12 protein-coding genes and 1 riboswitch are annotated in these 14,296 nt (G+C 38.2%); of the genes, 9 read left to right on the top strand and 3 right to left on the bottom strand.

The features are described from left to right. Positions 1-4: 4 nt before the first annotated feature. Positions 5-742, top strand: a complete 738-nt coding sequence (locus ACSSS3_RS16940) for a hypothetical protein (RefSeq protein ID WP_442845618.1) — start codon at positions 5-7, stop codon at positions 740-742. A 65-nt stretch (positions 743-807) separates the two neighbouring features. Continuing rightward, entirely contained in the window at positions 808-1,554 is a 747-nt protein-coding gene (locus tag ACSSS3_RS16935) for a hypothetical protein (protein ID WP_442845617.1), read from the top strand. On the opposite strand, the gene ACSSS3_RS16930 is transcribed toward ACSSS3_RS16935, so the two are convergent. Next, complete coding sequence (locus ACSSS3_RS16930) at positions 1,551-1,805, bottom strand: hypothetical protein (protein ID WP_442845616.1); 255 nt, start codon at positions 1,803-1,805, stop codon at positions 1,551-1,553. The genes ACSSS3_RS16935 and ACSSS3_RS16930 overlap by 4 nt on opposite strands. A 52-nt stretch (positions 1,806-1,857) precedes the next feature. On the opposite strand from ACSSS3_RS16930, the gene ACSSS3_RS16925 reads away from it, so the two are divergent. Beyond that, positions 1,858-2,871 (top strand): zinc-binding alcohol dehydrogenase family protein, encoded by a 1,014-nt coding sequence (locus ACSSS3_RS16925; RefSeq protein WP_442845615.1) that lies wholly within the window; start codon positions 1,858-1,860, stop codon positions 2,869-2,871. Between the two features lie 21 nt (positions 2,872-2,892). Further along, a complete protein-coding gene (locus tag ACSSS3_RS16920) occupies positions 2,893-3,654 on the top strand; it encodes a class I SAM-dependent methyltransferase (protein ID WP_442845614.1) in 762 nt (253 codons plus the stop codon). Between the two features lie 263 nt (positions 3,655-3,917). On the opposite strand, the gene ACSSS3_RS16915 is transcribed toward ACSSS3_RS16920, so the two are convergent. Further along, positions 3,918-4,469 carry a DUF4494 domain-containing protein gene (locus ACSSS3_RS16915; protein WP_442845613.1) on the bottom strand — a complete coding sequence of 184 codons (552 nt, stop codon included), beginning with the start codon at positions 4,467-4,469 and terminating at the stop codon, positions 3,918-3,920. 193 nt (positions 4,470-4,662) lie between these two features. Here ACSSS3_RS16915 and ACSSS3_RS16910 point away from each other — a divergent pair, with 193 nt between their 5' ends. Continuing rightward, positions 4,663-5,262 (top strand): DUF6642 family protein, encoded by a 600-nt coding sequence (locus ACSSS3_RS16910; protein WP_442845612.1) that lies wholly within the window; start codon positions 4,663-4,665, stop codon positions 5,260-5,262. A gap of 529 nt (positions 5,263-5,791) precedes the next feature. Here ACSSS3_RS16910 and ACSSS3_RS16905 read toward each other — a convergent pair. Continuing rightward, positions 5,792-7,108, bottom strand: coding sequence for a Na+/H+ antiporter NhaC family protein (locus ACSSS3_RS16905; RefSeq protein WP_442845611.1), 1,317 nt, complete (start codon positions 7,106-7,108; stop codon positions 5,792-5,794). A 45-nt stretch (positions 7,109-7,153) separates the two neighbouring features. Further along, positions 7,154-7,251, bottom strand: a riboswitch (SAM-I-IV-variant riboswitch). 227 nt (positions 7,252-7,478) lie between these two features. Here ACSSS3_RS16905 and ACSSS3_RS16900 point away from each other — a divergent pair. The 4 genes from ACSSS3_RS16900 to ACSSS3_RS16885 all read left to right on the top strand — a co-directional run bounded on the left by ACSSS3_RS16900 (position 7,479) and on the right by ACSSS3_RS16885 (position 14,093). Continuing rightward, the gene (locus ACSSS3_RS16900) at positions 7,479-7,952 is read left to right on the top strand and encodes a nucleoside deaminase (RefSeq protein ID WP_442845610.1); all 474 of its coding nucleotides are present in this window, start codon (positions 7,479-7,481) and stop codon (positions 7,950-7,952) included. Positions 7,953-8,196: 244 nt separating this feature from the next. Next, on the top strand, positions 8,197-9,228 hold the full coding sequence (locus ACSSS3_RS16895; RefSeq protein WP_442847437.1) for a DNA cytosine methyltransferase: 1,032 nt from the start codon (positions 8,197-8,199) through the stop codon (positions 9,226-9,228). Then, positions 9,225-10,433 carry a hypothetical protein gene (locus tag ACSSS3_RS16890; RefSeq protein WP_442845609.1) on the top strand — a complete coding sequence of 403 codons (1,209 nt, stop codon included), beginning with the start codon at positions 9,225-9,227 and terminating at the stop codon, positions 10,431-10,433. Before ACSSS3_RS16895 ends, ACSSS3_RS16890 begins: the two co-directional genes overlap by 4 nt. Before the next feature lie 3 nt (positions 10,434-10,436). After that, positions 10,437-14,093 carry an ORC-CDC6 family AAA ATPase gene (locus ACSSS3_RS16885; protein ID WP_442845608.1) on the top strand — a complete coding sequence of 1,219 codons (3,657 nt, stop codon included), beginning with the start codon at positions 10,437-10,439 and terminating at the stop codon, positions 14,091-14,093. The last annotated feature ends 203 nt before the right edge of the window (positions 14,094-14,296 follow it).

Here is a 14,296-nt window from a genome sequence, read left to right as displayed (position 1 = left end):
GATTATGACACGGGTTTTGAGAACACAGCTGATTTTTCTGTTTTTGTTCGGTTACGCTTTCGCGAAAGCGCAATGCCTTCAGGGAAATTGTGAAAATGGTTTTGGAGAATACAAGACCGAAAGCGAAGCCTATAGCGGTTTTTTTAAAGATGGAAAGTTTAACGGAAGCGGAATGCTTCAAAGTACACTTGGCGTGTATTGGGGTGCTTTTAAAAACGGAATCAAACATGGTTTTGGCGTATCACGCAACGGAAAGGAATATCAGGCAGCCCACTGGGTAAACGGAAAAATCACCGATTACGAATTATATGTTTTTGAAAACAGAGATTTTCAACTCGCGCATTATAACCCGGACGGAAGCTTTAAAGGAATACTGGTTTTCCCCTCGATGCCGCTTAATGCAGACGGTTCGGGCTGCAAAATAGGAGATTGTAAAAACGGCTGGTCCCAACGTATTTTTCCGGATAAGGGCTACGCTATCATTTCGAAGATGAGCGAATATCAGTTTAGCGAGATTATGGTATTGCAGGAAGATAATGGGAATGTGGGTTTTTTGAGCTACCGGCCTGATGACACCGGGCATCGTATGGCGGTGATTTTAAATGCCAATAACTGGTACATCGGGATGTTTAATAACTCGAGTGCTAAAGACGGTGCGGGAGCCGAATACGCGAACGGGCAGCTTAAACAGGCAGGAATCTATGCTAATGGCAAAATTCAGGAAGTAATGCTCAAAAAATAGGGCAATTGCCCTATAGACTACAAAAGCCCTGTCCACTAGTTTTGATAATGTAAAAAACCTCAATTATGAAAACACTTCTATTCAGCAGCTTATTGCTATTTGGTGCGCTTAGCTTTGCACAGACCGGTCCATGTTCCAAAGGCGATTGCCAAAACGGCTATGGCTTTTATTACAAGAAAGAAACCGGTGATCTGTACCACGGCTTTTATAAAAACGGAGCTTACAACGGCGTTGGATATACCCAAAATGCCAAAAATGACTATTACTGGTCTCAGTTCAAAGACGGAAAAGTAAATGGTTTTACGGTCTATGATGAGGGCCAGGGCAGAACCTGGGGTACTTTTGTAAATGGAGTCAAAACCGGCGATCACGTGCGTGAGATTCGAAAACAAGGCGGGATACAACGGGAGTTAATCACTTATGAAAACGGTGCCGAAATATCCCGAAAAATGCATTCCCCTGCAGAAATAACCGAAGCAACCTGCATCAGCGGTGATTGTACTAACGGTTACGGAATTTATTATCAAAACCGGACGCTGATATCGGGCAAGTTTGAAGACGGATCTTTTAGAGCCGGGGAAATGGTACATATAGACACCAACACCTCAGACTTCTTTATGCCTCCCGTCGAGACCACCTATACCAATTCCTACTTTAAATATTCCATCACCGGAACCGATAACGGAACCAACGAAGCCGGCTATATGTCAATCGGTCCCAAAGCAAATGGAGAATATGTAATGCTCAACCTCAAGCAAAACCTCTTTGCAGCGGCTCTATTTAAAGACAATCAAATGATCGAAAGGTTTTAAATAAGGGGATAAAACCATTTTTGATCAAAACCTGCATTCAAAAGGAGTGCGGGTTTTTTGTTTTCCTTCAACGGATTTTTTGTTTCTGGTTTCTTATTTGGTATTCCTTGTTTCTGATTCCTGATTTTGTCATAACGGTAAACCGCAAACCAACAGAAAACAGAAAACGCCAAACGGCGAACCAATAAGAAATAACAAATCACAAATAAGGAATTGCCTGCGTACATTAATAACAATTTAACCTCTTTCATTCTGTAAGCTTGCTGCGAAGCCCGTAACTTTAGCCAAAAGCAAACAGACACTATGAAAGCAATCGGATTTAAAAAATCACTCCCCATAAGCGAACCCAACAGTTTTATCGCCTTTGAAACCGAAAAACCAAAGCCTGAAGGTCACGATCTTTTGGTACAGATTCAGGCGATTTCAGTTAATCCCGTAGATTATAAAATACGCCAGAATGCCGCTAAAGATCAGAAACTGGACACTCCTAAAATCATCGGTTGGGATGCCGTGGGTATTGTAGAGGAAGTAGGCGAGGAGGTAAGCCTGTTTAAAGCCGGGGATGCCGTGTATTACGCAGGGGATTTAACTCGTAGCGGTTGTAATGCTGAATACCAACTCATAGATGAACGCATTGTAGGCCGTAAACCTAAAAATTTGAGCCTGGCTGAGGCCGCAGCAATGCCGCTGACAACCTTAACGGCCTGGGAAAGTATCTTTGACCGCATCAAGTATAACGAAGCAACAGATAAGGGTAAGAGCATTTTATTCCTAAACGGAGCCGGCGGAGTAGGTTCTATCGCGATTCAGTTGGCTAAAAAACTCACCGGTCTTACCGTGATCGCCACCGCTTCGCGTGACGAGACCCGGGACTGGTGCCAAAAAATGGGAGCAGATTTTGTAGTAAATCATCACAATCTAAAAGAAGAACTTGAAGGCATTGGCCATACGCAGATTGACTACATCCTCGATTTTGTTGATTTAAAGGAATACTGGCAACAACTGGCTGACCTGATCAAGCCTCAGGGCCATATACTTTCAATCACCGGAAGCAGCGATCCGCTCAATCTCAACCTGCTCAAAAACAAAAGCGTCACGTTCTCATGGGAGTTGATGTACACCCGATCAATGCATCAAACACCCGATATGCAACGCCAGCACGATATTTTGAACCGGGCAGCAGATTTGTTTGAAGACGGAACCCTGCAACCCACCGTTACCACCGTATTTGAAGGCTTTAGTGTAGAAAATCTCAAAAAAGCCCACGAACTTCAGGAAAGCGGAACCAGTATCGGGAAGAATGTGATTGTGTATTAAAAAACTATAAAAGAAAAACCGATGCGTAGTACAGCTCCCTCCCTTATAAAATTCCTTCAAGCCTTTGTTGTAATGCTTGTGCTATTTCAAGTGACAAGCTGCAAAGGCCAGAATACCGAAAGCAAGCAGGAGGGAAGTGACACTGCTGCTTACACCTACAGGCCGGGAAGTGTAAACGGAATCGGAAAATGGTTTATGGGGCGTGAGATTGCCCACGTTATGGGTTTTCAGGGGATGGAATGGCTCAACCGACCTGAACGCGAACAGGAAGAAAACGTTTCGCGACTGCTTAAAAATATGAACATTCAGGCTGATGATGTCATTGCCGATATTGGAGCAGGCTCCGGCTATCACGTGTTTAAAATGGCAACACAGGCACCCGAAGGAATGGTGTATGGCGTAGATATTCAGGAGGAAATGCTTGCCGAAATGAAACGCGTGCAGCTAAAAACCGGCATTACCCATGTTACTCTGGTCAAAGGAAGCGCGCAAAGCGTTAATCTTCCCGAAAATAAAGTGGACAAAGTACTTATGGTTGATGTGTACCATGAGTTTGAATTTCCGCTGAAAATGCTGGCATCCATTAAAAAGGCGATGAAAGCCGATGCTAAACTTTACCTGATCGAATACCGCGGCGAAGATCCCAACATTCCCATCAAAACCATTCATAAAATGACCGAGGGCCAGGCCGTTAAAGAACTCCGCGCTGCCGGTTTTACCTTGGTTGAAAACATAGCTAATCTGCCCTGGCAGCATTGCATGGTATTTCAGAAAGGAAGTTAAATGTTAATCGTTAATTGGAATTTAAAAAACAGTAAACCGAAAACTGAAACAACATCCCTCTAAATCTCCCTTCCAAGGGAGACTTATATTTAGTGTTTAAAATATAATCTTACGTGAAAAATCAGCTCCCTGCTTTCCCGAACCTTCGGGAGGAGAAGGGTTGGGGATGAGGAGAAGACTTCTTTTTTGCGTTAATTGGGATTCTGCAAAAACCGAAAACGGAAAACCGTAAACCGAAAACGCACCTCTAACATCTAAAAAACCTACTCCGTCAGTGAATCCTCCAGCTCCAGGGCTTCGTCTTCGGTGTTGAAAGTAGGGACAGATTCTTTCAGGCGGTTAAATTCTTCAATACGCTCGGCATCTTCTTCTTCGCCGGTAAAGTATGGAAATACGTCAACCACCGGTGACTCGGCGATAGCCGGAATGCTGTATTCACCCATCGTATCGCGCATGACATGCTGCGTGTTTTCATAAGCTTCCTTGACGTCGTTAGCCTGTACCAGCAGATACTGGTTCATTTTGCGCTCTTTTCCGCTGTTTTCGTCGTAGGCAATAAGCGCCACTTTAGATTTAAACCAGCGATCGGCATTTTCAAACGGATGCACTTCTGCGAAATTAGCCACCTTGATGTTGGTGATCAGCATACCTTCCCCTTCATTGAGAAACGGACGCATCTCCTCGGTAATGCGCTTTTCAGCTTCGGTATAGGATACCGCATCTACCAGAAAAGGCTCGGTTTTTAGCTTTCTCAGGCCGGAAGCTTCATCAAATTTGGCATATTTTACTTTGCATTCGTACCAGGTTACGCTCATAATTTTTCAAATTTTAGGACGCCAAAAATAGGATTTCGCGAAGGCCATTCAAGCTTTTAAAGCAGATAGATATTCACAATTTAAAGCAGAATCACTTAGAGGTTTCAAACTGAATGGCTTAGCTCTTTTAGGCATCAGGAAAAAGAATCCCGTGAATTTTTAACTTTGCCGATGCCAAAAAAAAGTTTTAAAAGTGCTGGAAAAAAGAACACAAGTACCCCGGGAATATGATCCCGATCCTGACAAGTTTATTTATTGTTTAGAAGGCGTTGCCGATGTAGATGCAGATCAAATTACCGAAGTTCAGAAAAGTCTGGAAGAACTGGCGCTTCAGTTTGGTGTAGCCAGCATTTACCAAACCTGCGATACCATTGAAGGTCTGGAAGCGAGTTTAAACACGCTAATCGTGGACGATCACCATTTTAAGGAATACGAAATCATTTACCTGGTAATGACCGGAGAAGCCAATAGTATTTGTTTAAATAACTACTATTACAGTTTTCAGGAAATAGCAGAGCTTTTTGAAGGAAAATTAAGAGGAAAAATCCTGCATTTTTCAAATGCCAAAGTGCTGGATCTCGACGAGGAAGAAGCGCAGTATTTTCTGGATATCACAAACGCAAAAGCGGTTTCCGGCTATGGAAACGCCGTTGACGGACTGAGTAGCTCTAATCTGGATAAAGTCTTCTTTAACCTGTTTAATGAAGACGACGACCTCTTTAATGTGGTAGAGGAGCTGCACCAAAAGCATTACACCGCTTGCAAGGTCCTGGATTTTAGAATGTATTATTAAGGCTTTGCCTGCTTTTGGACTAACTAACCGGATTTTAGAATCTCAATTTTGCCATTAGAATTGAACACTATATGTTTTGAGGAATGTAGATCATTACGTCAGTACCGGCCTACAAAAATTTATCGTAAAATTTGAAATGAGTGAGCGTAAAATTTTAGACTGTTTGAGCTTCACGAATTTTGATATTAAGTACATCTATACAAGCGAGTTTCTAAAATTTAGCGAGGGAATGATAAATTTAGATAAAGTTTTGTCAGCCTTGATCTTTTGGTTCTTTGGCATCAAGGCAAAAGAACAGAAACTTGAATTGAAGTTGAAGTTTCTCAATTTTCCTGCCCGCCTCAATAGACGGGTTGGTTCTTTGGCATCAAGGCAAAAGAACAGGAATACAAATAGAAGTTAATGTGTTTGTACTCCCAAAACAGAAATCACCTGGTTTCAAGAAAACACCTTTTAAACGCAAAAAATCTAATGCTGAAACACTTCGTGATTTTAAAATCAGTAAAATTCCGGTTAAAAAAAAACCGAATTAAACACTTTGAGATTTCGCTTTGCGCATAGGATTAAACAGGATAAAAAGCAGCGTGTAGAGGAGCAACAGGAGTAGATACCAGGTGTTTGACATCAGGTCTAAATAATCGATATTTCCGTTTGAAAAACTCAGAATCATCAAAACCTGAGCTCCATAAGGCAACAATCCCTGCGTGATACAGGCAAAAATATCAAGTATAGAAGCTGTTTTTTTAGGGTCTAATGCGTACTCGTCGTTGATGCTTTTGGCAATAGGTCCGGCGATAATGATCGAGACCGTATTGTTTGCAATGGCCATATTGATGCTACTTACCAAAGTAGCAATGCCCAGCTCTGCCGTCTTTTTATTTTTAATCAGCTTTTTAATGTTTTCCAGAATAAAAGCAATCCCGCCGTTAAGCGAAACCAATGCCGCAAGACCTCCGGTAAGTAACGACAAAAGGAAGATTTCGGTCATATTGGTAAAGCCTTCATAGGCAATTTTGGTAGATTCCAACAGCGTAAAGTCCCCGTAGGCAATACCCAGAATGGCTGCTGCCAGGACACCTAGAAAAAGCGTGATAAACACATTAAGCCCTGCTATAGAAAGTACTATAACCAAAATATAAGGGCTTATTTTGAGTACGTCATATTCATAATTCACGGCAGTTTCGGCGGCAATGCTAAGATCCAGTCCCTGAAAAACCAAAATAGCAACCGTACCCAGTGCTGCGGGTATCGCGATTTTAATATTCTGTCGAAATTTAGCACTCATTTTAGTCCCCAGCGACTGGGTAGCCGCAATGGTCGTATCGGAAATCACCGATAAATTATCTCCAAACATACTTCCGCCCAGAAGTGCCCCGCATAGAATCGCCAGGTCTGCGCTGCTGTTGGCCGCAAAACCCACCACAATAGGAGCCAGGGCAACAATCGCCCCAACCGATGTCCCCGTAGAGACCGACAGGAAGCCCGCAATAACAAAAATCCCCACGTAGATATACTGTATCGCAATAGCATCGAGACCCAGATTGACAATGGCATCGACACTGCCGGTGGCGTTGGTGATCGCTGCAAAAGCACCGGCAAGCAGATAAATCAAACACATGGTGAGTATTTTATCATCCCCACAACCCTGTAAAAGGCTCGCTATTTTGGTGTTGATGGGTTGCCTGAATTGGATAAACGCGACTACAATACCCGCGATAACGGCAATGGGAGCAGGAAGTGCATAAAAATCATTTTGATAGATGCCCACACCCAGAAAAGTGCCCACAAAAACAAATAAAGGGAATAGTGCTGAAAATTTGGGAATAGGCTGCGCAGTCTGTGCCATAGCTGTTTTTTAGCTCAATACAGGAAATAGCAGGAATTACAAAGAGGTGTTAACAAGGTTTCCAGGTAATTGGCTTATCTATTTTAGCACCTTGCTCGTTAATGCAGGTTGCTATCTCCCTTATGAGATTCTGGATAATTTATTTAAGGCGGCAAAAGTACTTTAGGAAAGTCTATTAAAAGATCCTGAAAAGTTAATCTTTTGATAAGGTAAGCCCCGGCCCGTTTGCGCGCACAGGGGATGGGAGGGAAGTGGGCTTTTTATGGAGCAGGGCGTATAAAACCACAAAGCGTATAAACTACTGCGTGTTTACCGGACTTTGGAAACTAAAAATAAGATTAACCCTTATATTTACACCAAACGACATGAGATGATGACAGACGAAAACTTTATGCAGGAAGCGGTAAACGCGGCTTTAAAAGGAATGCAAAACAACGAGGGCGGACCCTTTGGCTGCGTGATTGTGAAGGACGGAAAAATCATAGGAAAGGGCAACAATAAAGTGACGTCAACCAATGATCCCACGGCGCACGCCGAAGTCACCGCCATACGCGATGCCTGTAAAAACCTCAATAGCTTTCAGCTTACCGGCTGTACGATTTATACCTCCTGCGAACCCTGCCCGATGTGCCTGGGCGCGATCTACTGGGCACGCCCCGATAAAGTGTATTACGGCAGTACCAAAACCGATGCGGCAAACATTGGCTTTGACGATGCCTTTATCTATAAGGAATTGGAGTTACCCTACAACGAGCGCAGTATCCCTTTTAAACAGTTGGCTCCCGAGATTGCCATCAAGCCTTTTGAGGAATGGACGGAAAAAGGGGATAGGGTGGAGTATTAATATTTATGTTGAAGAATAAGTGCTTTTCATTTTAAGCTCAACTATAAATTATTTTTCAATCAATTAAAAGCTGAGTAGAGGGGAGTTGCTCAAAAATTTAAAAGTATGGATGAATAGAGCTGGGGTTTGGTATTCAGTATTTTAAACATTTTAGTATCATATTGTTAAATAGGTCAGAGAAGCTGATCACTTCTTTTAAAAAATAAAATCATATTTTCGTTTTTAAAACTCTGTAAAGTTGGTAGTGAAAAAAAATAGATTAAAAGCTGTTGACTTTTTTTGTTCAGCTGGAGGTGTTACATGTGGTTTTAAACAAGCTGGAATCGAAGTTCTAGGTGGCATCGATATAGATAAAAACTGCAAAGAAACTTATGAAATTAACAATAGCGCAAAATTTCTAAACGCAGATGTTTCTAAATTAGATAAAAAGCAAATTGGGAAATTTTTCAAAATTAGAAGAAATCAAAGAAACCTAATATTTGTTGGCTGTAGCCCTTGTCAGTATTATTCTAATATCACTACTAATAAGTCGAAGTCTAAGAAAACGAGACTTCTTTTAGAAGATTTTCGAGAATTCGTAGAGTTTTACAGACCAGGTTATGTATTTATCGAAAATGTACCAGGATTTGATAAAAACCCAAAAAGCCCCATCGAGCGATTTAAATCCTTTCTAACTGATGAGGGATATGTTTTTGATGATGGCATATTGAATTCAAAATATTTTGGTGTACCTCAAAGTCGAAGAAGGTATGTTTTAATGGCTACCAGGATAAAAAAGAAAATATCCATTCCGAATGAAGATCGATCATATGTTAAAACTGTAAGAGAAGCAATTGGTAACTCTGAAAGGTTTCCAGTAGTAGATGCGGGAAATTTTGATACAACTGACTTTCAGCATACAACGGCTAGACTAAGTAAAGTGAATTTACAAAGGATTCGATTAACAAAACACGATGGAGGAGATCGTAGGGACTGGCCACAAGGTATAAAGCCGAAATGCTATAACACGCACAAGGGTCATTATGATGTTTATGGCAGAATGTTCTGGGACAAACCTGCCCCAACTATTACTACTAGATTCAATAGCTACTCGAATGGAAGATATGGTCATCCAGTGCAGGATAGAGCAATTTCATTAAGAGAGGGTGCAGTTTTACAAAGTTTTCCAATAGACTATAAATTTTATTCATCAAGTAATGTAACTATTGCTAAAATGATAGGAAATGCCGTACCTCCTTTACTTGCTAAAAATGTTGGAAAAATCTTTAATTCATGAAGCATATTGAATTAATAAATGAATTTACTTCCACTTTAAGTGAAATGAGTATGAATCAATTAATTGATTCAGCTCAAAATGATTTGTTGGAAGATACTGATATTCTTTATTTAGCTAATAAATTGGCAAATTCGGGAGATCAGATAGTCCTACCACATGATATTATCACTGCGGATATTCCATCAACTGGTGGTCCATCATCACTTTCTACTCTGATTTGTCCTTTAGTATTACGAGAGATTGGCTTTATTGTTCCTAAATTGGGAGTACCAGGCAGACCTGCTGGAGGTATAGATATCCTTAATCAAATTCCTAACTATAAGATTGACTATAATAAAGCAGAACTTTTAAAGTGCCTAGAAAAAAATGGTTATTGCCATTTTATTGCAAATGAACACTATACACCCGCTGATGCTAAACTTTTCCGGCATAGAGTCAAATTAAATGCTACTGCAGTTCCTGCTTTGGTAATTGCAAGTATTCTTTCCAAAAAAATTGCTGTTGGATTGAAAATAACTGGATTAGATATCCGGGTTTCTAAAAATGGCAATTTTGGAAATAATCTTAATCAAGCAATAGAAAATGCAAATAGATTTATCAAAATTGCAAAAACAGCAGGGGTTAATGCCATCTGTCTAATAAGCGACTTAAATTTCTTACAACAACCATACATTGGTCGCGGAGAATCTTTACTTGCTCTTGCTGAACTATTTGATGGAAAACCTTGTGATTTATTATATAATCATTTTCAGAGATGTATTTCTATGTCTCTAGAGTTGTCAAATGTTAAAAGAAGCACCTTTTCGATTGAATTAAAACAAATAAGGTCTCATTTTAAAACAAATATTTTATCTCAAAATGGTTCCTGGGAAGGATTCATAAATAAGAGTAATGACATAAAGGAGAAACATTCCAATTTCATATACGCTTTATCAACAGGTTATTTAAGGATTGATTTATATCAATTAAAACTTTTAATTGTAGGTTTTCAAAATAAATATAATTCGCCCGCAAACAAATTCTCGGATCCGTGTGGAGTTATATTTATTAAAAATGATAATGAACTGGTTGAAAAGGGAGAAGCTGTATTAACATTTAGATTTAATTATTCAGAGGACTTCGTGAAATTCAGAAATGGTCTTTTGAGTTGTTTGATATATAAAGAAACAAAAGACCACCAATTTGAATACCAAGTAATAAGATAAAAAATGGCAAAACTAGGATGTTTCAATTGTCCTGAAATTGGACACGATAATACGAGAAAACTTGATGGTATTTGCCCAACTTGTGGACAAAAATATGGTTTTCCTTTAGATTTTTTTCCAGAGTTTATAGATAGTTATAAAGTAATAAAACCGCTAAGTAGAGGATTTTATGGCGCTACATATGTTGTAAAAAATGAATTACTAGATACCGAATTTGTAATAAAAATAATACCTAAAAGTATTTATGAACTTCATAATAAAGATTTTCAACAAGAATGTAGAGATCATGCTCAATTAGCAAGGGGCAGTCAACATATTGTTGGTATTACTGCAATGGGTAGTGATTTAATCAAATTTAGTAACGGACAGAAAGTTGATTGTCATTACCAAGTGTTGGATTACATCTCTGGACAAGTTTTGAAAGAAGTTTTAGAGGGCGAAGAACAATTAAGTGCTACAAATGTGGCACAAATAGCTATTGACTTATTTAGGATATTAGATGTTTTGAGACAAAAGAAAAAAAATCATAATGATCTTCATCCTGAAAACTTATTAATTGAAAAATTACCTGTCCAAAACCGGCGGGCTGATGAGATTGATAATCAAATTAGAATTGTCGCTATTGATATTGGCTCTCTCACCTCAATTAACAAAGCTGGAGATTCACCAGATAGACAAGGGGATGTACATTGGGTTGCCAACTATCTTGTAATTTTAAGCGAAAAACTGTTGAAACGCCCAGATGAAGTGTCGGATCAAGATTTTCGTTTGGCTTCATTATTAGAAGATAGAGCTAGGCTTTTATTCCCTGCGGCTGAATTCGTCAGATCACCTAATTTTGATGAAGTAATTGATGACATAAAAAGTTGTTATAGACAACAAACTTTTCCTTGGGAAGAGCCTTTAAGATTACTAAACTTTAATGATACCTATAATGCTCAGACATTAGATCCTTGGTATGTCCCATCGCTATTAGTGGACCCAAATGATCAATGGTTATCTAAAATTTCTGGAAAGGGTCCACTTGTTATAACTGGCATGAGGGGCTGTGGAAAAACAATGATGCTAAGGGCTTTGCAATTTCACGCTAGAGCAGCCTCAACAAAAGCTTCTTTACCTAATGTGACTGATCAACTCAAATCCTTTAAAAATGAAGGATATGTTGGTATTTATGTTTCGTGCAACAAATTGTTGGGGGAAGCGGGTCCGGCACCAGAAAACAAAATCCAAAATCCATTTTCTAAACTTTTTATTAGGTATGGGATTGAAGTTATTAAGGCATTACGACACTTAAAATCTATTTCTTACGATTCCGTCAAGAGTGATTTTTACACCGATTTGACAACTATTTATAAAGAACATTTATCAACTGTCGACTTATTAGATGGCATATATAGCGAACAGCAACTTGAGCAACGACTTTTAAGTATGCTATACTCTCTTAATAGAGGTGAAGATAAATATATTGTGAAGGTCAATCCAGCAAATTCATTTCCTGCACTTGCTCAAGCTATTCGCAAATGTTCAAATATTTGGGCCAACACTCACATTTTATATCTTTTAGATGATGTCTCAACTAGATATTTAAATGAAGAAAATATTAAGAGTCTTCTCTCGTCTTTAATTTTTCAAAGTGAGGACTGTGCTTTTAAAATAACTAGTGAGATTCAATCAATAAAATTTGGACTCTTTTCGCCAGGTATCGTTGAAAGAGCTAAGAAAGGAAGGGATTTTGAAACTTTTGATTTAGGTGGTGCTGTAAATGATAAAATTCGTAATAAAGGTGGTAAACAGTTTGTAATTGATATTTTAAATCGAAGAGCAGAAGGTAATATTAAACACCCGAAAAAAAATCCCATAGATTTAATAGGAGATGTTTCTCTTAAAGAAATTGCTGAAAAAATAGTTAGTTTAAAAAATAGTAAAACTCTAAGACAGCAAATTTATCACGGTTTATCCGCTTTAAAAGGAGTTTGTGTAGGAGATATAGGTGATATAATTAATTTATATGATTTGATAATTCGTCACTATGATTTTGACAAAAAAACAACTCCAATTCCTTCAAATCTTCAGAATGAATGTTTTTTACAACTATGCAGTATAAGACTGCATGAGGTTAATACTCGAGGTAGTGATAAAAAAGATTTCGCATTAGCTTTTGCTGAGGCTTCTCACGAATTACTAATAAGATCTTCAAAAAATGGGGATTCGAAATTACGCCAATATTATTCAGTCTATGTGAGAATAACTACGGGTGACCAAGAATGGCAATATAATAAGGTCAGGGAACTTCTTGACGCAGGTATTTTTGTTTACTCGGGTGGAGCAAATGCTCCAAGATCATTAGGAAACGACAGTAATCCTATAAGGCAATTCAAGTTAAATTATAGGAAACTTTACGGTGTCTCCTCGCTAATTGGGTTAACTCAAGGCGATAGGTTTGAATTAACGGGAGAACAAGTTGAAAAATGGCTAAGAAATCCTTCTGATGGGAAGCAAATATTGATGGAAAATTTAGGGGGTTCTAGTTCAAATGTGGATGAGGGAGAAGATTTCGACGAAGAACTTATCGAAATTAGAGAAAAAGAAAAAATATTAGTAAAACCAAAACAAGATTCACAAGTATCTTTAGATTTCGGTGAAAATATTGAAGATAATCACTACGAGAATGATAAAATAAAACAACTTATTAATAGTAAGTCGCCTAAAGCAAGCGAAATTGATTTTTTAGAACTTAAAAAAGTACAGTTTGATGCAATAATATGTGGTTTAGGCTTTGAGGAAAGAGCTTTAGAGTCCTTTAAATCTTTATTAAAATTAAATACATCAAAATTTTTATTTGTTCAATATGATGAAAAGGGAAAAGGGGATGAAATAATCGATCTTGTACAAAAAAGTGGTGTTGACTTTGAAATAGTACCGTACGATAAGGTAAAAACAAGCTTCACATCGTATAATGGTAATATATTATGTGACGTATCTGGAATGTCTAAGGCTATTATATTTAACACGATAAGAGATACACTAAAAAAAAATAAAAAAGTATGGGTCGTTCATACTTATGCAAAGAAATATTATCCACTCAATAAAGAAATCAAAAAGGCATTAAATAACTTAACTCAAGAAAATGATAATGCTAATAAATTAGACTTAGTAACATCACAAGTAATGAAAGGCGAATCGGGCCCATATGAGGTTTTTGATTTATTATTTTCAGACTCAGATGATTCGAAAAGAAATGTTTTAATTGGATTTTCGAGTTCAAAATATGAAAGATTGTTTAAAATTCTGTCTTTTAGAAGCTTTGATAAACTACAAATAGTAACTCCTAAAAGAGATACCATGCGTGGCAAACTTGCAACTATAGCATCTGAAGTAATATTTAAATCGAATTCTAGTACTGAATTGCATGAATATAGCTCTGATGATTTAAATGGAGCTCTGCTTTATCTAACAAAAATCTACCAACAATTATATATAGATCAAAACTTTAATTTTGAAATAGCTTTAACAGGCTCAAAACGTAATACTATAGCTGCTGCAGCAATCAGTGCTGCGTTTAAAATCTCTCATTGCTGGTATGTAAAACCTGCAAAATGGGATATGGATTCCTTTTCAACAGGATTTGGTCAAAAAACTTATTTCAAAATTGAATTATAAAAAAACGATAATGTTCTTCTATGAGAAAAGAATAGTTATATATGAACTATAATTTATATTATGTAAAATAGAATTACACTAAAGTCAAATAGCTCCATAACACCGCTACCCTCAAATCAATGAAATCTGTATTTGTACACTTTGCTTCTACTCGGTTATGCTATGTCTCTGTTTCTCGTCTTGGCTTAAGCTTAGCCTTACAA

The sequence above is a fragment of the Leeuwenhoekiella sp. H156 genome (genome assembly GCF_052218455.1).
GTDB classification, from domain to species: Bacteria; Bacteroidota; Bacteroidia; order Flavobacteriales; family Flavobacteriaceae; genus Leeuwenhoekiella; species Leeuwenhoekiella parthenopeia.
The sequence above is the reverse complement of the archived record's forward strand: the minus strand, read 5'-3'. Positions and strand labels throughout refer to the sequence as shown.

Coding starts and splice junctions, on each gene's coding strand:
- ACSSS3_RS16940 (WP_442845618.1), top strand. CDS start 5: ATGACACGGGTTTTGAGAACACAGCTGATTTTTCTGTTTTTGTTCGGT.
- ACSSS3_RS16935 (WP_442845617.1), top strand. CDS start 808: ATGAAAACACTTCTATTCAGCAGCTTATTGCTATTTGGTGCGCTTAGC.
- ACSSS3_RS16930 (WP_442845616.1), bottom strand. CDS start 1,805: ATGAAAGAGGTTAAATTGTTATTAATGTACGCAGGCAATTCCTTATTT.
- ACSSS3_RS16925 (WP_442845615.1), top strand. CDS start 1,858: ATGAAAGCAATCGGATTTAAAAAATCACTCCCCATAAGCGAACCCAAC.
- ACSSS3_RS16920 (WP_442845614.1), top strand. CDS start 2,893: ATGCGTAGTACAGCTCCCTCCCTTATAAAATTCCTTCAAGCCTTTGTT.
- ACSSS3_RS16915 (WP_442845613.1), bottom strand. CDS start 4,469: ATGAGCGTAACCTGGTACGAATGCAAAGTAAAATATGCCAAATTTGAT.
- ACSSS3_RS16905 (WP_442845611.1), bottom strand. CDS start 7,108: ATGGCACAGACTGCGCAGCCTATTCCCAAATTTTCAGCACTATTCCCT.
- ACSSS3_RS16900 (WP_442845610.1), top strand. CDS start 7,479: ATGATGACAGACGAAAACTTTATGCAGGAAGCGGTAAACGCGGCTTTA.
- ACSSS3_RS16890 (WP_442845609.1), top strand. CDS start 9,225: ATGAAGCATATTGAATTAATAAATGAATTTACTTCCACTTTAAGTGAA.
- ACSSS3_RS16885 (WP_442845608.1), top strand. CDS start 10,437: ATGGCAAAACTAGGATGTTTCAATTGTCCTGAAATTGGACACGATAAT.